Source organism: Myxosarcina sp. GI1(2024), assembly GCF_053543375.1.
This window is the reverse complement of record NZ_JBKGTY010000006.1, coordinates 179,500-197,950: the sequence shown is the minus strand read 5'-3', so window position 1 is coordinate 197,950 and position 18,451 is coordinate 179,500. Positions and strand designations below refer to the sequence as shown.

Genomic DNA, 18,451 nt, shown 5'->3' with positions numbered 1-18,451 from the left:
TCGATCGTCATTTTTAATCTCTATGTCTAATAATCTCATCACCGTCGCTTACATTGCGGCAAGTGCCTTGTTTATTCTCAGCCTGGGAGGTCTATCCAACCAGGAAACTGCTCGAAAAGGTAATCTATTCGGTATTATCGGTATGGCGATCGCGCTGGTCGCTACCGCTCTAAGTTCTCAAGTTCACAACTACACCATTCTAATTGGGGCGGTCGTTCCTGGAGCAATTATCGGTTCGATTTTAGCCGCTAGAGTCGCCATGACAGCTATGCCCGAATTGGTAGCTATTCTTCACAGCTTTGTTGGTTTGGCTGCCGTATTGGTCGGTATTTCCAACTATTTAAAGCCGAATGCTAATTTAGTAGGGGTCGAAGCTACGATCCACGAAATTGAAATCTTTGTCGGTGTCTTTATTGGTGCCGTCACCTTTACTGGTTCGGTTGTCGCTTTTGGCAAACTCAACGGTATATTAGGCAGTAAGCCTTTAAAATTACCTGCTCGTCATCTCATTAACATCGCTTTAATAGTAGGTTCGGTCTTCTTGGGGGTACAGTTTATGGGCACGGAAAACGGACTGCAACCTTTGCTGATTATGACTGGTTTGGCTGGCGTTCTCGGTTTCCTACTGGTTATGGGTATCGGCGGTGCAGATATGCCCGTAGTTATTTCCATGCTCAACAGCTATTCTGGTTGGGCTGCGGCTGCGGCTGGATTTATGCTGAACAATGACGTGCTAATTGTTACTGGTGCTTTAGTTGGCAGTAGCGGCGCGATCCTCAGCTACATTATGTGCGAAGCTATGAACCGTTCCTTTATCAGCGTCATCTTGGGTGGTTTTGGTGAAAGTTCCGATAATGCTGGTAAAGGCGAAGCCAAACCGATGGGTAAAGCCACCGCAACCAATGTCGAAGAAGTCGCCGAACTCCTCAACGATGCTAAAAGCGTAGTCATCGTTCCCGGTTACGGTATGGCTGTAGCGCAAGCCCAACACGCCGTTTCCGATATTACTAAGATCCTCCGCAAACGAGGTAAACAAGTCCGTTTTGGTATTCACCCCGTAGCAGGCAGAATGCCAGGACACATGAACGTTCTGTTAGCTGAAGCTAATGTTCCTTATGACATCGTATTAGAAATGGACGAAATCAATGATGACTTCTCCGATACTGATGTTGTTTTAGTCATCGGTGCTAACGATACCGTCAATCCTAGTGCATTAGACGATCCCGATAGCCCCATCGCAGGTATGCCCGTGATGGAAGTTTGGAAAGCAGATAACGTCGTGGTTATGAAGCGCAGCTTGGGTATCGGTTATGCAGGTGTAGATAATCCTCTATTCTATATGGATAATAATCAAATGCTCTTTGGCGATGCGAAACAAAATGTCAGCGCGTTGTTGAGTCAATTATCGGCGAGTGAAACGAAGCAAAAAGAATTAGTTACTGCTTAATATGAGTTCGATCCCTCCTGCTTTGTTGGGAGGGATAATCTAAATCACTAATGTCTAAACCTCAACGACGACTGGAGCATGATCGCTAGGCTTGTCTAACTTTCTCGGTTCGATATCAATCCAACAATTAATAGCGCGAGTATATAGCTCTGAAGTTAAATAATGATGGTCGATACGCCAACCTCGATTACGAGCAAAACCTGCGCCACGATAATCCCACCAGCTATAATGCCCTGGTTCGGTAGTAAATTTACGAAAGGCATCTCGCAAGCCGAGTTCGAGAATTGTTCCTAGTGCTTCTCGTTCTGCAGGAGAAGACATGATATGGGTTTCTCTACCTTCGGAGGTGTAAATATCTTTATTTTCTGGAGCAATATTAAAATCACCACAAACCCACATTTCGCTCGACTCAGTTTTTAGTACGACTAGATATTCCCGTAAGATTTTAAACCAGTCTAATTTATACTGATATTTCCCGCTACCGATCGCAGCACCATTGGGAACGTAGAGATTGACGAGGCGAATGTTATCAATCCTACCGCTAATAACTCGCTTTTGTAGATCGAAATCTGCGGCTTTATTGCCGACAATCGGAGTAAAACCGAATTTAACATCTGTTAGAGGAGTTTTACTAAAAATAGCTACGCCATTATAGGATTTTTGTCCCGAAATATAGAGATTGTAGCCTAGTTCTGCAAAAGGCGATCGCGGAAAATCTTCGTCTCGCACTTTGGTTTCTTGCAAACAAAGAACATCTATCTGATGTTGTTGCAGCCAATCAATGATAATCTTTTGTCGGGTACGGATTGAGTTAACATTCCAAGTAGCTATTTTCATCGACTGCTGGTAAATAATCGGCGCGAATCATACATTAACCTAGAAGCAGGCAAAAGTAAAATTGGGGCATGAACGAGGAACTAGCAACATCGACTCTAAATGTTTTCGTATACGGAACTCTCAAGCCAGGGGAAAGAAATTATCAATATTATTGTGGAAGCAAAGTGCGATCGCAAACTAGAGCATATGTCAGGGGCAAGTTATATAGTTTACCAGTTGGTTATCCAGCGATTGCCCGAGGAAATAGTAAAGTCGAAGGTTTTTTACTGACTTTTGCCGACTTCGATGTTTTACCAAGCTTAGACAGACTGGAAGGATATCGAGTTAACCGAGCCTTAGAGTTAAATGAATATTACCGTTTATTAGTTCCTACGTACGATTTCAACGATCGTTTTTTGGCTGATGCCTGGTGTTATTTTATGAGCGAATCGAAAATTGCTCGAATTAAAAGTATTGCCCTGACTTCTGGCTGGTGGAGTAGTAAGTAAGCATCAACAACGGTTTAACTCCAACGAGAGTTATTCTTCGCTATCCAAGCGATCGCTATGTTGTAAAGCCGTCGTAATTTCATCGACAACCAAATCTTTATTTTCATAGAGCATTATTAGATGATCTCTAGCTCTAGTCATTGCGGTATACAGTCCTGCTTTGGCTTCAAAGTCAATTTCAGCATCTGGTGCGTACTGAGTCAGACTGTCAACGCCTGCAATGATAACCGCGTCGAATTCTACACCTTTTAGTGCATTCCAAGAATCGACGATGACATAAGGGCGATCGACTACGTTGCCTTCTCTTTCTTGAGAGGTTTTCGGAGCGCGATGGTTGATGTTTAATGCCCCTAATTCTCGACTAATTTCCTGCTTTAAATCTTTACTTTGAGGATGAACCAAGATACCGATAGAAGATTCGGGATCGGTACTGAGAGCATCTCGTACCTCATAGGCGATTTTACCTGGCATATCTTCATAGTATGCTTCTATTAGCAGAGGTTCGATCTCAGAACTACGAGCGAGTTTTTTCTTTGGTTCGATAATACTGCCGATACTGGGTGTTTTAATTAGTTTGCCCGTCTCGTCTCTTTCGCGTTTTTCTACTTTCATATCTGCAGCAAATAGAGCGGGTTCGATAAACTGCCAAGCCAATTCTAGGATCTCTGGCGAGTTACGGTAATTTACATCAAATACTTGCGATCGCCCTCCAGGAATATCGATCCCCAAACTTTTCCAAGTCCAATTGGATTTGCGGCGATGGGGCTGTCCGTAAACTGACTGAGTGTTATCATAAACGATGAATAAAGCTTCGGTTTTGGGATCTAGTACCTCTCGTACGGCTAAAAACCATTCATCGTAGAAATCTTGAGCTTCATCGATTAAAATTGCCTGATACTGGCGATCGCATTTCTTCGCCAATCGCACCACTTCGTCTAGATCGTATTCATAGCTATACTTTAACTTCTGATGTGCCCACTGATGAAAAGTTTTGCATTCAACACTGACATTTGCTTTCTGGAAGTTCGCTTTCAACCACTCCTTCATGAAGCGGTTGTAGCTCAACACCAAAATATCGTCGAAGTCTTCAGCTAGTTTTTCAACTCTATTGCGTAATACCAGAGATTTACCAGAACCAGCAACGCCACGAACTATCGCCGCACCTTTAGAACGCAAATTCTTCGCTTTATTTTGTTCGCTATCTAATTCGGTTAGTTTTAAACGGCGATCGCGACTTTGTTCGAAATTAATCCACATTTTATGATCGTATTTATTTTATTTAAAATCCTATGCTGAATTGCTCTGTCCGTCACTAGCTGAAACTACTGAGACTGCCTATAAATATAAACTCATATTTATGAAAAACTCGATCTGTCACTTCCAGAATAAAATATTTTTTTTGGACACTATAAGATATGTTTCAAACAAAGAAGTCAAGTTCCGACACAACCAAAAAAGTCTGCATTTCGCAAGCTAGCCATTTTCAATCACAGCTCGTCGAATAATATAAAGAGAGTGAGCCTTTCGGTCAAATTGCTTTGGTGGTGTTTGGCGAATAATTTCAAATCCCATTCTTTTCCACAAACGTAGTGCTTTAATATTAATTTCAACTACAGAACCCATGATGTAGGATATGCCGCGCTTCGCTACCCAGTGTTCAAAAGATTGCACAAGCGGATCAAGCAACCCTTTCCCACGATACTCTGGTGCTAACATAATAAGTCCAACCCACCACGTTTGCTCATCGGGGTAGCCACGAATAGACTCAATCAAACCAAATAAGTTCGTGCTGTGGATCGAAAATACCAAACATGAATTTATCAGACAATGATTTACCTTCTGGTACTGCAAAGAACTCTTCGCGTGCAGCCGTAGGCGATGGTGGTTGTCCATCTACAAGATCAGCAAAATCAGCGCACTTTTCGTAAAGTTTCTGGAGGCGTTCTACATCCCTCAGTTCTAAACTTTCTACTGAGTATCCAGGTACTCCTAATGTAAACAAATTTCTACTTGTCATTATCCTATTTTTTGATTTGAAACGTAAGAAGCTATTTATAAAGTAATCATTAAGCGATCACATCATCGTAGGGTGGGCAAACGTTAGTACTGTCCAATAGCAGCTTCACTGTACTTCGTTGCCCACCACAAAGACGAGGAACCATAAAATGTAGAGTGCGGTGGGCATGATAAAAATTATTCGTTACTTTCAACATAAATTGCCATGCCCACTCTACATTATTTTTGTCTTTACTTTATAAATGTTCTCTAATTTTATTAAGGCTTTTATCTCTAAGATTAAGTAGTAAAAAAACTAAAATCGGCTATTTTTAAACAATCATAGCAACTATCCTTGTTTACTCGATATTCTAATAAGCAGTAGCCAATCGCAATCTTGCAAATATTATGTCGCAGAATTATTTTTATTTTGATGTCGAAGAGAAGCAACGTCCATCTTTTGAACTACCAGGGGCAAAACCTCACTATAATCCAGACCGTCCAGGTCAGGTAAATCATATTAAACTCGATTTAGCATTAGTTATTCCCCAAAAAAGCTTTACGGGGACTTGCACCATTACTCTAACTCCAGTGCGATCGGGTATCCAACAGCTAACTCTCGATGCTGTCGATTTAAATATTGAGTCGGTATTGATGAATGAAGTAAGTCAGAAATTTGACTATGACGGCGAACGGTTAATAATCTACCTCTCCCAACCGACTACTACAGAAAAAATCTATCTAGCGATCGCCTACAAGGTAGAACAGCCCCAACGGGGAATATATTTTATCAGCCCGACTGAAGATTATCCCGACAAACCCACTCAGGTGTGGACTCAGGGTGAAGATGAAGATTCACGGTTTTGGTTTCCCTGCTTCGATTATCCCGGACAGTTGGCTACCTCAGAAATTCGCGTCCGCGTTCCCCAAAAATACATGGCAATTTCTAATGGGGAATTAGTGAAAACTGAAATAGTAGGAAAAGACAAGATTTATCATTGGCAGCAGCAACAGGTTCATCCTACTTATTTAATGACTTTGGCGGTGGGAGATTTTGCTGAAATAGGAGATAAATGGCGCGACATTCCCGTTAACTATTACGTAGAAAAAGGACGGGAAGCAGACGGCAAGCGCAGCATGGACAAAACGCCGCGTATGGTTGAGTTTCTCTCGCAAAAATATGGTTATGATTATCCCTATCCTAAATACGCTCAAGTCTGCGTTGATGATTTTATCTTTGGGGGAATGGAAAATACTTCTACCACTCTGTTGACAGACCGCTGTTTGTTGGACGAACGGGCGCAGATCGATAATCGGCGTACGGAAAGTTTAGTGTTGCACGAACTGGCACATCAGTGGTTTGGCGACTTGGTGGTAATCAAGCACTGGTCTCATGCCTGGATTAAAGAAGGTATGGCTTCCTATGCGGAAGTTTTTTGGACTGAAGCCGAATACGGCAAAGACGACGCGGCTTATTATTTGTTAAATGAAGCCCGTACCTACATCGAAGAAGACAGTTCTCGCTATCGTCGTCCTATCGTAACTAATGTCTATCGCGAAGCGATCGAACTCTACGATCGCCATCTCTATGAAAAAGGTGCTTGTGTCTATCATATGATTCGGGCAGTTTTAGGAGATGAATTGTTCGATAAAGCCATTCAAACCTTCGTCAACGATAACGCCCATCAGACAGTAGAAACTGTAGACTTGTTGCGGGCGATCGATAAAGCTACCGGTTACAACTTATCGCCTCTATTCGATCGCTATGTCTTTCGCGGCGGTCATCCCGATTTTAAAGTAGCCTACGCTTGGGATGGCGACAGCAATCTAGCCAGCCTAACCGTAACCCAGGAACAGGCAAAAGAGCTTACAGGTAGCAATAGCGAACTATTCGATCTCAAAATTTCCGTCGCTTTTGGCTATATTGAAGACAATGCCAAACCGAGATTGCAAACTTTCAGCCTACGCATCCATCAAAAAGAACAAAGCTTCTATTTTCCGTTAGAGAAAAAACCCGACTTTATTAGCTTTGATGTCAATAACAACTGGCTTAAAACTGTTAGCTTACAGTATCCAGTTACCGAACTAAAAAATCAACTGCAACAAGACCCCGATCCCATCTCTCGTATCTATGCCGCCGAAGCTTTGACTAAAAAAGGCGGTTTGGAGATAATTAAAGCCTTAGAAAAAGCTCTAACGAGCGATCGCTTTTGGGGCGTACGGGTAGAAGTTGCCAAACAACTAGGCAAAATCAAACTCAACCAAGCTGCCGCAGCCTTGATGCCTGGGCTAAAAGATGAAGATGCTAGGGTACGCCGCGCTGTAATTGAAGCTTTAAGTAATTTTAAAGAGCCCTCTAGCTATAACACTATCGCCGAATGCCTCGATCGAGGGGATGCAAGTTACTATACCGAAGCTGCTTGCGCCCGAAGCTTGGGGGGAATGGTAGCAGGAACTCTCAAAGATAAACAGTCAGAAGCAATTTCCCTTCTACGAGAAGTCTTGGAACGGCGTTCGGGTTGGAACGAAGTAGTGCGCTCTGGAGCGATCGCTGGCTTGAGTAAAATGAAAACTTCTCCCGAAGCGGTAGATATTATTAGCGAATACACCAAGTCAGGAGTTCCTCAACCGCTAAGACTCGCCGCAATTCGTTCTTTAGGATCGGTTTCTACAGGACAAACACCAGACAAAGTAGGGGTAATTTTAGAACAACTCGAAGCGATCGCTGGAGAAACTTTCTTTTTAACTCAGGTGGCAGTTGTTTCGGCTTTGAGTCAAATGGAAACCGCAGGTGCGATCGCCATTCTGAATGCTTTAGCAGCTCAAACTCCCGATGGGAGAGTGCGTCGCAGGGCTGAAGAAGCAGTAACTAAGGTACAGAAAAACCTGGGTGCTGACAAGGCAGTTAAAGAGTTACGTCAAGAACTCGATCTACTCAAGCAAGATAACCAAAAATTAATGAGTCGTTTAGAAAAGTTAGAAGCCAAAGGCTAGCCTCCTAACTCCCCGCTCTTACACGACTTGGCAAAATTCAGTGACCTATTCAAAATTTGGGGAAAAGGGGAAAGGGTAAGGGGAAAAGGAAAGAATAATTAGGCTTATCCCTTTCCCTTTTTACCATTTCCCGATAATTTTTCATACTCCTACGCAACTCGTCGAACTCACGTTACTGTATCATCTACGAAAACCATATTTGAGAGTAAAAAACTCAGGTTTTAGATCGGATAGAGATTCTCGCAGCTTTACCAATTCTGTTTCGGGATTATGAACTTCCAAACGAGTTATCTCGGCAATTTTTAAAGCTTCCTCCAGCAGAGAAGCAACATTTTCAAGATCTGCCAGTAATCCCTCGGCATCTTCATATCCTTCACGGCAATGAACTCGATTTCCGTTAAAACTAAATCCGTAGTAAAGACATTTTGGTTCACTATGAGTTTTCTCAACAAACCTTTGGCATTAATTCTTGAAAAGCCTCAATTTGCCCACTTGAAACCTCAAAATAAGGCACGAGCGTACAGCATTTGTCTTGGGTAGCCATGTAAGTTCTCCTTTTTAAGCACTTACGTATAGTAGGATTCGATCCCCTTTAGACTGTCTCTAACTTCGTAAAAAGTAACTTTTTTGACAATTTCTCTAACTCGTTACTCTATCAAATGAGCGATGAATAGGTTTATTAATTAATGTTAACTATAAATTGTAAAGCAGATAAACAATAGCGCTTTGAAAAGCAACTCTGTATCGCCTAAATTAGAGCGTTACTTGCTTAATTACTATTTTTAATTAGAACTAGTTTTCTCCAAAGATATATTGCTGATGCCCCAAGATAAATACGAAAAAAAATATTCTAAACCAGAACTGCGTCGCCAACTTAAAGAAGAAATAAAGAACTCTGATAAGGGTGCTAAACCCGGGCAATGGTCGGCACGAAAAAGTCAGCTACTCGTCCAAGAATACGAAAAGCAAGGCGGCGGTTACAAACAAGACGCAAAAGATGATGCCGCCCAATCTTTAGAACAATGGAGCGAACAAGACTGGCAAACTCAAGAAGGGGTAAAAGCCCGTCAGGATGAGAAAACCAAACGTTATTTGCCTAAAAAAGTTTGGCAACTATTGAGCGAGTCGGAAAAAACAGAAGCCGAACGCATCAAACAAAAAGCTTCACGGGAAGGCAAACAATATGTCGAATGGACTCCTGCGATTAAAAGGGCTATGGCAGAAGCTGGCTACTCGGAGTCTGATAACCAGCCGACCAAAAAGGAACTATACGAAGAGGCACAAGAATTAGACATCGACGGACGCAGTCAGATGAATAAAAATGAGTTACGCCAAGCAGTTGCTAAGGCGAAAACTAATATCAAATCCTAAATCGATCTTCTTGGCAAGGGAATTTAAAACAGTTGCCAATCTTTGGTACTCAATCTTTTAAGGTGTTCGAGACGTTTGGTGCAATAATAATCATCCAATCTCGACCAGTTATGAATCGCTGACCAGCTAATATTAATTGCCCAACTCCAAATATGTGCGGTCTTAGTCAATGCTTGTAACGAATTTAATTCAGTTTTGCTTACTTGTTGTACGTCTTGATATCCAGCAAAAAAAGCATCTCTAATTTTGCGATGAATCCCCGCCCTTAGGGAAGTTTCCAGAAACTTTGCTAAATCGAATGCACGCCAACCATAGCCACACTGATCGAAATCAAATAAAGTTAAGCGGTTATCTTCCCTAAAATGAACGTTACCGCTATGGGGATCTCCCCAACAAACACTCCAAAAGGGAGCTTGTTGAGGCAGGCTGTTTAGCTGTCGTGCAATTTCGGCGATCTCTTCTTCCAAATATTTCAGATCTGCCGGTCTCTGCCGTAAGTAGGGAGCGATAACTGCCAGAGAATCATCTAGCAAATACTTAGTATCGAGAGGATGACGGAGAGTTGGAGTATTAAATTTTAAACAGGTTTTATGTAGTTTACCTAAAGTTTCTCCCAGGATTCGGCTTTGAGTTAGGTTCAAATCTCCTAAAGGAACTCGCCCAGGGGCAAAATGAAACAACGCGCCATACCGTTCCCCTTCTAAGGCTTTAATCTCTACTAGTAGACGTTCTTCTGTAGTTTTCAACGGATGAGCTACGGGTAAGTGATGGTGATGCAAAAAATCGAGTAATTCTAATTCAAACTGAATATCCGACCTCGAACGCCAATGATGATGAGAGATTCTTAATATATAAGCTTTTTTAGGGGTAGTTACTAGATAAATGTCGCTTAAGCCCCGAGTCCAAAACTGACACTGCTCTACTACTCCTAAGTCATACTTAGTTAATACTCGTTCGATTAAGCTCTGGGAACAGAGAGTGGTATAGATAGCTGGAAATACATTCACAATTGCGAGCGCCAGAAAACCTTAAGTTGCAAAGATCTTACTGGTTATCTAGTTGAATTTTGGTATGTTTTAATACTAAATAGCCTAACTCCAAGTAGCAAAGCTAACTTGGTTTTTATCCTATGAAAATGGCGGGAGGCGGATTTGAACCACCGACCTTCGGGTTATGAGCCCGACGAGCTACCAGACTGCTCTATCCCGCGGCACTCTCATCAGTATAACATAGCTTTCCGATTAATCGCAGCTTTTTTTAATATGTTTTTGTCCTGCTTGCTGAGAATTTTTATTTGTTGATATATTTTGACATTCCTGTCTCCCATGTAGAACAATAAATACTTATCCTCTGCCAAAGATATAGCGATCACCATGACTAAATTACTAGACTTTAAGGCATTAGCAGCAAAATCTCTAGCAGGTGAATTGCTCGACCGCGTCACTGCTAAAGCATGTTTACAAGCACCCGATACGGTATTATTAGAACAGTTGGCTGCTGCCTATCAGGTGCGGCATCATCATTGGGGCGATCGCGTCAGACTGCATTTTCTACTCAATGCCCAAAGTGGTTTGTGTCAAGAAGACTGCAACTATTGTTCTCAGTCAAAAATTTCTACTGCCGAAATTGACAAGTATCCTTTACTAGCCCAGGAAAAAATTGTTAAAGCCGCAGATCGCGCTGCCGAATTAAAAGCAGGAACATTTTGCATGGCAATTTCTGGGCGCTCGCCTTCCGAGTCGGTGTTTGCCAAGGTATTAGAAGCATTTAAAGCCGTTAAAGCCAAACACGATTTAAAAATCTGCGCCTGTCTGGGACTATTGAGCGAGTCGCAAACTAGGCGTTTGGCAGCAGTGGGAGTAGATCGTGTCAATCACAACCTCAACACTTCTGAAAATCATCACGATAATATTTGCAGTACCCATACCTATCGGGATCGCGTTACGACCATTAAAAACGTTCAGGCTGCGGGCATTATCACCTGTTCGGGCGGTATCGTCGGCATGAACGAAGAAGACGACGATATTATCGATCTCGCCTACGCGCTGCGGGAACTAAATGTTACTAGCGTTCCAATTAATTTCTTAATTCCCATTGCCGGAACTCCCCTATCCAATCTTAACCAGTTAAATCCCCGTCGCTGTTTGCGGATTTTATCTCTGTTCCGCTTTCTTCTTCCTTCTCAAGAAATTAGAATTGCCGGAGGTAGAGAAGTTCACTTGAGATCGCTGCAACCTTTAGGACTCTATCCTGCTAACTCAATTTTCGTTGGCGACTATCTTACTACCGCAGGACAAGCCGCCCGTGCCGATTTAGAAATGATTCGTGATGCGGGTTTTGTTCTAGAAGCCCCCGATGGTTCGATTTTAGAAGAATATGCTTCGGTTGCTGGTTAGAACATTAACAAAAAGAATACTCGTTTCAAAAAAATGTCGGAAAATAAGTATGTTTTTACCGATACGCAACTTAACTCCGAACTAGAACGACTACGGATGCTCGAACGAGTTTGCGATCCTCTCAGTCAATGTCACATTCTAGCTACGGGGTTGACTACAGGTTGGCAATGCTTGGAAGTAGGAGCAGGAGCGGGATCGATAGTAAAATGGATCTCGGAGATTGTGGGGACTTCTGGCAGAGTTATCGCTGTAGATATTGACACTCGCTTTATCGAAGATATATCCCTACCCAACGTAGAAATTATCAGAGATGATATTCGTAACTCCAATATCTCTCTAGTAAAAAATTCATTCGATCTAGTTCATGTTCGCAATGTCTTAATTCATCTGGCAGATTTTCAAGTAGCTATATCGAGAATATTAGATTTGTTAAAACCTGGAGGTTGGTTAGTAGTTGAAGAACCCGATTTTTCGGCGACAAGAGCCATTTTTGGTGATGAGCGAGGCTGTCAGGCTGTAGATAGAGTAAACCAAGCTATTCGTCAGATGTTTGGCGATCGCGGTTTAAACTATTCTCTAGGCTTTATATTACCCTCCATCTTCCAGCAACTCGGCTTGCAGATATACGCAGTAGAAAATGACGTTCCTCTTGCTAACGGAGGTTCGACTGTAGCAACGACGATGAAGATGTCGGCAATGCAGCTAAAAGAAAAATATCTTGCTACTGGCAAAGCCAGCGAAGAAGATATAGAAAGGTATTGTCAATTTGCAGAAAATCCAAACTTTTGGGCTGTGTATGTTGCTACTGTGGGTGTTGTCGGACAGAAAGACAATACTTAATTCGATCGGTTGTCAATCTAAAAAGCCTACTTGATGCTTTACAAGTTTTTTCAATTACTTCCTAAGCATATCCATATTTAAGGGCGATCGCTTAAATTTACTCTATAGGTCGTTCCCGCTACCGTAACGCGATCGCCCGTCCGTAATTTTTTACCCCGTCTAGTTTCAATTTCGCCGTTAACTTCAACTTCTCCTTGCCGAATCAAGATTTTAGCTTCGCCGCCAGTCATGACAACGGCTTGCCATTTTAAAAACTGGTCGAGTTTGATGTGTGGTTGGGGGAGGTTATCTTTGCTAGTCAATCTTTCATTACTCATACAACTACAATCCTAAATCAACGGCGATACGATGGCCACAACTCATACCAGAAAAAGCTACGGCGTTTAACCCCTGTCCTGGAAAAGTACTATCGCCAACACAATATAGTCCGGGTATGGCAGTGCGATTAAATGGCATACCGAGTAAACCTGCTAGTTTTTTACTGGGAATAGGTCCATAGGTACCGTCTTGTCTGTTGAGAAAACGGCGATGGGTGCGGGGGGTTCCTACTTCGTGGTAGTCTAAACCTGCTTCTAATCCAGGAAAAATAGCTTCGAGGCGATGAATTAACTTAGCTGCTGCCGCTTCTTTTTTGTTGCGATATGCTTGTGGCGTTAGTCCTTGCCAGTCGTCAATCCAGCTGGGGGTAAAAGTGTGAATAATATGGTGTCCTGCAGGAGCTAAACTAGGATCGAGCAAGGTGGGTATAGAGACAAAAATAGTTCCTTCTGCGGTTTCCATCTCGTTCCAGTCTTCAAGCAGTATATGATGGCATTCCGTTCCTTGGGGTAACACTTCGGTTTTTACGCCTAAATGTAAGTTTAAAAAACTCGGCGACTTTTTATACCTCTGCTGCCATTTCTTTTCTGCCTGAGGAACGTGTTCTGGAGGTACGAGTTTGCCAAAGGTATCCCAACGGGTAGCATTAGAGACAATTCTTTTCGCGTGATATTCTTTGCCATCTGTCAGTTTTACTCCTACTGCTTTGCCATTCTCGATTAAAATCTCTTTAGCTCGCGCTTTATAACGAATGTGTCCTCCCGCTTTTTCTAACCCTTCAACCAATTTTTGGGCAATTTGTCCCACGCCACCTTTGGGATAATTAATGCCACCATAATGGCGATCGCTGAAAACCATCCCTGCATTGATCGTTGGGGTGTGAGATGCTGGAACTACCGACCAACAGTAACACTCCATATCGATAAATTTCAGTAATTGAGGATCTTTAATGTAGCGCCGAGCTAGATCGCCGACATTTTGAGGCAGGTATTTTACCAATCCCAAACAGGCAAAAGGATGCTGAAAAAATACTCTCATTAAATAGCGCGGTTCTTCTAAAGAAAGTAACTCCATTGCATTGAGACAGTTAAATACTTTCCAGCATTCATCGTAAAAGCGACGAATTCCTGTTGCTTCGTGAGGAAAAATAGCAATCAATTCCCCTAAAAATTTTTCGTAATCTCGATGGACTTTAAGTTCTATGTTGTTGGGTAGATGATAGTGAATCTGTACGGGATCGGGAATGGTTTCGATTTCCATATTTACTGCTTGTAAAGCGCGAGTCAGTAAATTGGTCGTGCCGCGATCGCCAAAACCAAAAATCATCGACGCGCCAACGTCAAAACGATATCCTTCTCGCTCGAAATAACCCGCACTTCCACCTGGAATTACATAACTTTCTAAAACTAATACTTTTGCTCCTTTGGCTGCTAGTTGGGTTGCCGTTACCAAACCCCCAATCCCCGAACCGATAATTACTACATCCAAGTCAGTAGCGGAAGAAGCCGTCGCGATCGCACTCATAAATATAAATAGTCAGTTATTAAAATTATTCAAGTTAAATTCAGATATATAGTTTATCGTCTAAATCGACAGGTGTATTTTTTAAAACTGTATGTTTTACATTATTATGGGCGTATCTGGTTCTGGGAAAACTACTGTGGGCAGGCTACTGAGCGAGCGCCTCGGTATTCCTTTTTACGACGCTGATGATTTTCATCCCCAAGCCAATATCGACAAAATGAGCAAAGGAATTCCTCTCGACGATCGAGATCGTCAACCTTGGCTGCTAAAACTCAGAGATTTAATTGAAGATACCCTAAGTTCTGGTAAACAGGGTGTTCTCGCTTGTTCGGCATTAAAATCAAAGTATCGTCAAACTCTTCAGGGCGATCGCATCAAAGAAATTACCTGGATTTATTTAAAGGGCGATTACAATCTCATCAAACAAAGAATGCGTCAGCGTCAGGAGCATTTTCTCGATGAAGATATGCTACGCAGTCAATTTGAAGCTTTAGAAGAACCTAAAGCGGCTTTGACTATCGATATTACTTACTCTCCAGAGGAGATTGTGGCACAAATATTAGGCAAGAGCGATCGCTAGATTTATAGTACGGCAAAAACTATCTTTAGCCATAAGAACCCTAGGAATAAATTTGTTATATTAACAAACGTAACAAAGTACTCCTTATTGCTTGACATAAATGCCAAAAAGGAGTGTATTAAAATGATAAAAAAAGTTGAAAGTTCTATGAAATCTGGGCAAACGGCTAATGTTGCATCTGAGTCTTTAGCGGTGGAGTTTTTCCGTAAGTCTGAAGGCAATTGGAAATCTCAGCGACGCTATTATACTCTGAATAAAGAAACAGAACCTCAAGAAGTTGAAAGTTTTTTGACCGTCTCTTTTATTGAAGCTGGTGCGCCAGAATTAGTCGAATTAGCTCGACTCCACGAACTAGAAAATCTAGAAGCTTTAGTTTGCGGAACTAAGGTAACCTGGGAAAGCAACTATACCAACCAAAACCGTAAGTCTAACAAGGGTTCGACCATTTTTGGAGTTTTAGGAAACCTACTCTATCGCGATCGCGGCTTTGCAACTTCTAAACCAATAACTGCTGTTTGTTCTTTTACCAATCCCGAAACCATGTGTTTGCGTACCGAGTATAATGGTTCGGTATTTGAAGAAGAAATTAAACTAATCGGTACTAACTACCGTACCAGACAGACGATTATCTCTCGCGCCGGACAAGAAATAATCATCGGTCAGTATTTAGAAAAACGTTACTAGAAAACGCACTCGACTAGTGAACTAGAAGATTATCGCAAAAGACACATTTTACACTGACAGAAACTTATGCATTTGAATATGTTCATCAACCTGTTCCCTAAATAGCTAATGTGCGATTCGTGCAAGAGGTCTAATTTACAGAAGGTGTTTCAATACACGCTGTTTTGCACTTGCTAGCCAGTTTTTTATTTACAGTTGGGTCAGTTCTCTTTGTCATTCATGATACTCGCCAAGTGTAATGTAATGCTTTATTACAGCCATTCTAAAAGTTGAGAGATGAAAGGTACTTCCATTTGAACCTAGAATTTGGATATGTGTAGGTAGTTATTGGTTACGCCGTCTAACCTGCGGAACGTGGGATTAATGAGATGATTGTGATCGTCAAGCAGATTATCTGCAATTTGATAAGTACGATTAACTGCGGTGCCGTATCAGTAATGTCTCGACTAGAGATTGTGCTATTTTCAACCGCTCAGGATCATTAGATTGTGCAACCCAAGCAGCTAACTCATTCAGCGAACCATTGACTAAGTGAGCAAAACCTTCTGCGTCGATCGTGTCTAGCTGAGCCTCAGCGACAGCGATCTGAATGGACTCATGGAGCAAATCAAAGCCATATCGATCAATTTCAACCAGATCGTCTGCTGCTAAAACGGCTGGAGCCTCAACGAAAACCAAATGCCGCAGCTCCTCCTGTTGAGCAACTTCTAGAAATGCCTGACAGCCGACGATTAACTGCTGCCAATTATTGTCTAGCGGTTGAATTTTAGTTTGGATGTAGTCTGTTATCTCGCCATAGGCTTCAACGATGACAGCCTTAAACACTCCTAGCTTATCGTTGAATTGGTGATATAAAGCTCCCCGTGTAATTCCTAATTCGCTGATGATTTCCTCGGTTCCTGTAGCGGCATACCCTTTTGTTGCAAATAAGTGACGCGCTCGCTCAAGAATGACGCGGCGAGTTCGGCGAGTTTGTTCAGCTTTGGTCAACTTGGCAGGCATGATGAATCACTCGAATTTAACATTCAGACAGTATGTATCTTGACAACAAGGGGGATCTTCCTCTAGTTTAAGATACATACAGATTGTATCTTTTATAGGAAATTTCCTCAAAGGAGCTGCGATGTCAACCACGCTAACCACCCGTAAAGCAACAACGGCTGATATTCCATTCCTTGCCAGAATAGAGTATGAGGCTTCTTTGCCGCCGTTGAATCACTGCTTTTGGGAAGATCTGTTGGATGGTACTGGAACCACTGCCTTGCAGTTTATTGAGGCAGAACTGAGGACAGATGCTTCTAATTGGGGCAACGTAGCGGATTTTCTGATTTTGGAGACTCAGGGCAAACCCGTTGCAGCCGCAGCAGGCTATGTACCTGGTACAGAGGACTACTGCCCATTGCGTCTATCTCGTCTAGAGGAGATCGCCCACGAGTTGAAGTGGTCTAGGGAAAATCTAACCGCCTTTCGCGATCGCTATATGGCGCTTTGGGGAGAGGATTTGCGACCCGTTTTCCTCACGCCCCAGGCAACTTGGATCATTGAAAATGTTGCCGTGTTGCCAGAGGCGCGAGGACAAGGCTTTGGCAAAGCATTACTCAGAGCTTTGCTGGAGAAGGGGCGATCGCAGCAGCATGACTTTGCCGGAATTATGGTAATCAACGGCAATGATGTAGCCCGTCATACTTACGAGTCCATTGGGTTTAAGCCCTATCAAACCTTTTATGCGGATTACTTCTCGGAACAATTCAATATTAAGTTTCCGGGTGTTACGAAGTTTGGTCTGCGCCTCAATTAGAAGGAGAACAACAATGTCTTTTAAGACCGTTTTAGTCGCAGGTGCAAGTCGTGGCATTGGACTTGCGGTTGCAGAACATTTCATTAACCAGTGCGATCGTCTATTAGCGGTGTCTCGTACAGCGGCTCCAGTTGGTGAATGGGTGCAGGCAGATTTGTCTGACTTAGCAGGGATAGAAACGGTTGTCACAGCAATTGGGGATGATTGCTTAGATGCTTTGCTATACATGGGTGGAACCTAGGAAACCCATGCGTTTACCCCTCAGTACCGCTTTGAAGCATGTTCTGACGAGGATATTGTCCGAGTGATTGCAGTTAATTTGGTTGCTCCAATTCGGTTAGTGAAAGCGTTGCTGTCTGCCCTGCGACGATCGAACAATCCGAAAATCATTTTCATGGGAGCGCTCTCAGGTCGAGATAATTTCCCAGGAAAGGAAGTTGCTAATAGTGCATCTAAGTTTGGACTGCGGGGAGTGGTGCACTCCTTGCGTGAAGAATTACGATCGCAGCAAATTGGCGTAACAGTAATTAACCCTGGCAATGTTGGCACCCCCGAAGTGATGGCGGATCTTGCGGCAGAGAATCTAACGGGTGGTGCAGCGATTCCTCTCAGCGATCTTCTTCGCATTCTTGACTGTATTCTCTCCTTATCACGAGCCACTTGTATTAAAGAGATTGATGTACCTGCAATGTTAGGTAAAGAAGCTTGATTGCAATGCTTAGGTTCTGTTGACGTAAAGAGGCAAAGATGAGAAAGTACCTGAAGTTGCTGATTTTAGTCAAAAAATTCTTCATGAAATCTCGTGTTAAGTTGGACGATTCTGCTTGGCAGCAAATTTTCGTTGTTCTGAGCCACCAACAAGACATCCGTATCAAAGACCCCAAAGCTTGTCGTCGTTTTCTGAATGCGGTTCTCTGGATTACTCGCACAGGTGCTCAATGGCGTGAATTACCCAAACGTTTTGGCAACTGGAACAGCCTCTACAAACGATATCGGCGTTGGTGTCAGAAGGGAGTTTGGCATCGTCTCTTGCAAGAAATGTCCCACTCTGCTGACTTAGAAAGTTTAATTCCCGATAGCACCATGATTCGTGCTCATCCCTGTGCAGCAGGAGCAAAAGGGGGTCAGAAAAACACTCTTTAGGAGGTTCTTGTGGCGGATTTAGTACCAAGTTACATG

General features: G+C 42.6%; 18 protein-coding genes, 1 tRNA gene and 2 pseudogenes. 11 read left to right on the top strand and 10 right to left on the bottom strand.

Annotated elements, in window-relative coordinates:
- The first annotated feature begins 22 nt into the window (after nucleotides 1-22).
- Nucleotides 23-1,447, top strand: a complete 1,425-nt coding sequence (pntB, locus tag ACLFKQ_RS21205) for a Re/Si-specific NAD(P)(+) transhydrogenase subunit beta (RefSeq protein WP_449001723.1) — start codon at nucleotides 23-25, stop codon at nucleotides 1,445-1,447.
- Between the two features lie 54 nt (nucleotides 1,448-1,501).
- Here the strand turns inward: pntB and xth are convergent, their stop codons facing one another.
- Nucleotides 1,502-2,284, bottom strand: a complete 783-nt coding sequence (gene xth / locus ACLFKQ_RS21200; RefSeq protein ID WP_449001722.1) for an exodeoxyribonuclease III — start codon at nucleotides 2,282-2,284, stop codon at nucleotides 1,502-1,504.
- Nucleotides 2,285-2,352: 68 nt separating this feature from the next.
- Here xth and ACLFKQ_RS21195 point away from each other — a divergent pair, with 68 nt between their 5' ends.
- Nucleotides 2,353-2,772, top strand: a complete 420-nt coding sequence (locus ACLFKQ_RS21195; RefSeq protein ID WP_449001721.1) for a gamma-glutamylcyclotransferase family protein — start codon at nucleotides 2,353-2,355, stop codon at nucleotides 2,770-2,772.
- A gap of 30 nt (nucleotides 2,773-2,802) precedes the next feature.
- On the opposite strand, the gene ACLFKQ_RS21190 is transcribed toward ACLFKQ_RS21195, so the two are convergent.
- The 3 genes from ACLFKQ_RS21190 to ACLFKQ_RS21180 form a co-directional block, all read right to left on the bottom strand.
- The gene (locus ACLFKQ_RS21190) at nucleotides 2,803-4,029 is read right to left on the bottom strand and encodes a UvrD-helicase domain-containing protein (protein ID WP_449001720.1); all 1,227 of its coding nucleotides are present in this window, start codon (nucleotides 4,027-4,029) and stop codon (nucleotides 2,803-2,805) included.
- 216 nt (nucleotides 4,030-4,245) lie between these two features.
- On the bottom strand, nucleotides 4,246-4,545 hold the full coding sequence (locus tag ACLFKQ_RS21185) for a GNAT family N-acetyltransferase (protein ID WP_449001719.1): 300 nt from the start codon (nucleotides 4,543-4,545) through the stop codon (nucleotides 4,246-4,248).
- Nucleotides 4,538-4,789 carry a hypothetical protein gene (locus ACLFKQ_RS21180; protein WP_449001718.1) on the bottom strand — a complete coding sequence of 84 codons (252 nt, stop codon included), beginning with the start codon at nucleotides 4,787-4,789 and terminating at the stop codon, nucleotides 4,538-4,540. The genes ACLFKQ_RS21185 and ACLFKQ_RS21180 overlap by 8 nt, the downstream gene beginning before the upstream one ends.
- Nucleotides 4,790-5,175: 386 nt before the next feature.
- On the opposite strand from ACLFKQ_RS21180, the gene ACLFKQ_RS21175 reads away from it, so the two are divergent.
- The gene (locus ACLFKQ_RS21175) at nucleotides 5,176-7,761 is read left to right on the top strand and encodes a M1 family aminopeptidase (RefSeq protein ID WP_449001717.1); all 2,586 of its coding nucleotides are present in this window, start codon (nucleotides 5,176-5,178) and stop codon (nucleotides 7,759-7,761) included.
- Nucleotides 7,762-7,941: 180 nt separating this feature from the next.
- Here the strand turns inward: ACLFKQ_RS21175 and ACLFKQ_RS21170 are convergent.
- Nucleotides 7,942-8,305 (bottom strand): annotated as a pseudogene (locus ACLFKQ_RS21170) (putative quinol monooxygenase).
- 275 nt (nucleotides 8,306-8,580) lie between these two features.
- On the opposite strand from ACLFKQ_RS21170, the gene ACLFKQ_RS21165 reads away from it, so the two are divergent.
- Complete coding sequence (locus tag ACLFKQ_RS21165) at nucleotides 8,581-9,132, top strand: hypothetical protein (protein ID WP_449001716.1); 552 nt, start codon at nucleotides 8,581-8,583, stop codon at nucleotides 9,130-9,132.
- Nucleotides 9,133-9,155: 23 nt separating this feature from the next.
- Here ACLFKQ_RS21165 and ACLFKQ_RS21160 read toward each other — a convergent pair whose 3' ends face one another.
- Complete coding sequence (locus ACLFKQ_RS21160) at nucleotides 9,156-10,139, bottom strand: phosphotransferase (protein ID WP_449001715.1); 984 nt, start codon at nucleotides 10,137-10,139, stop codon at nucleotides 9,156-9,158.
- A 129-nt stretch (nucleotides 10,140-10,268) separates the two neighbouring features.
- Nucleotides 10,269-10,342, bottom strand: a tRNA-Met gene (locus ACLFKQ_RS21155).
- A gap of 163 nt (nucleotides 10,343-10,505) precedes the next feature.
- On the opposite strand from ACLFKQ_RS21155, the gene bioB reads away from it, so the two are divergent.
- Both bioB and ACLFKQ_RS21145 read left to right on the top strand, forming a co-directional pair.
- Nucleotides 10,506-11,528: a biotin synthase BioB gene (gene bioB, locus ACLFKQ_RS21150; RefSeq protein ID WP_449001714.1), complete on the top strand. Its 1,023-nt coding sequence runs from the start codon at nucleotides 10,506-10,508 to the stop codon at nucleotides 11,526-11,528.
- Nucleotides 11,529-11,561: 33 nt separating this feature from the next.
- Nucleotides 11,562-12,368 (top strand): class I SAM-dependent methyltransferase, encoded by an 807-nt coding sequence (locus tag ACLFKQ_RS21145; RefSeq protein ID WP_449001713.1) that lies wholly within the window; start codon nucleotides 11,562-11,564, stop codon nucleotides 12,366-12,368.
- A 77-nt stretch (nucleotides 12,369-12,445) separates the two neighbouring features.
- Here the strand turns inward: ACLFKQ_RS21145 and ACLFKQ_RS21140 are convergent, their stop codons facing one another.
- Both ACLFKQ_RS21140 and crtH read right to left on the bottom strand, forming a co-directional pair.
- Nucleotides 12,446-12,685: an RNA-binding S4 domain-containing protein gene (locus ACLFKQ_RS21140; protein ID WP_449001712.1), complete on the bottom strand. Its 240-nt coding sequence runs from the start codon at nucleotides 12,683-12,685 to the stop codon at nucleotides 12,446-12,448.
- A 4-nt stretch (nucleotides 12,686-12,689) separates the two neighbouring features.
- Complete coding sequence (gene crtH, locus ACLFKQ_RS21135) at nucleotides 12,690-14,210, bottom strand: carotenoid isomerase (RefSeq protein WP_449001711.1); 1,521 nt, start codon at nucleotides 14,208-14,210, stop codon at nucleotides 12,690-12,692.
- A 91-nt stretch (nucleotides 14,211-14,301) separates the two neighbouring features.
- On the opposite strand from crtH, the gene ACLFKQ_RS21130 reads away from it, so the two are divergent.
- Both ACLFKQ_RS21130 and ACLFKQ_RS21125 read left to right on the top strand, forming a co-directional pair.
- Complete coding sequence (locus ACLFKQ_RS21130) at nucleotides 14,302-14,790, top strand: gluconokinase (RefSeq protein ID WP_449001710.1); 489 nt, start codon at nucleotides 14,302-14,304, stop codon at nucleotides 14,788-14,790.
- A gap of 147 nt (nucleotides 14,791-14,937) precedes the next feature.
- The gene (locus tag ACLFKQ_RS21125) at nucleotides 14,938-15,474 is read left to right on the top strand and encodes a phycobiliprotein lyase (protein WP_449001787.1); all 537 of its coding nucleotides are present in this window, start codon (nucleotides 14,938-14,940) and stop codon (nucleotides 15,472-15,474) included.
- Nucleotides 15,475-15,888: 414 nt separating this feature from the next.
- Here the strand turns inward: ACLFKQ_RS21125 and ACLFKQ_RS21120 are convergent, their stop codons facing one another.
- Complete coding sequence (locus ACLFKQ_RS21120) at nucleotides 15,889-16,476, bottom strand: TetR/AcrR family transcriptional regulator (protein ID WP_449001709.1); 588 nt, start codon at nucleotides 16,474-16,476, stop codon at nucleotides 15,889-15,891.
- A gap of 121 nt (nucleotides 16,477-16,597) precedes the next feature.
- Between ACLFKQ_RS21120 and ACLFKQ_RS21115 the strand changes: the two genes are divergently transcribed.
- From ACLFKQ_RS21115 to ACLFKQ_RS21105, 3 genes and pseudogenes are all read left to right on the top strand, one after another.
- Nucleotides 16,598-17,272, top strand: a complete 675-nt coding sequence (locus ACLFKQ_RS21115) for a GNAT family N-acetyltransferase (RefSeq protein ID WP_449001708.1) — start codon at nucleotides 16,598-16,600, stop codon at nucleotides 17,270-17,272.
- A 13-nt stretch (nucleotides 17,273-17,285) separates the two neighbouring features.
- Nucleotides 17,286-17,981, top strand: a pseudogene (locus ACLFKQ_RS21110) (SDR family NAD(P)-dependent oxidoreductase).
- A gap of 38 nt (nucleotides 17,982-18,019) precedes the next feature.
- Nucleotides 18,020-18,415 (top strand): transposase, encoded by a 396-nt coding sequence (locus tag ACLFKQ_RS21105; protein ID WP_449001707.1) that lies wholly within the window; start codon nucleotides 18,020-18,022, stop codon nucleotides 18,413-18,415.
- Nucleotides 18,416-18,451 lie beyond the last annotated feature (36 nt).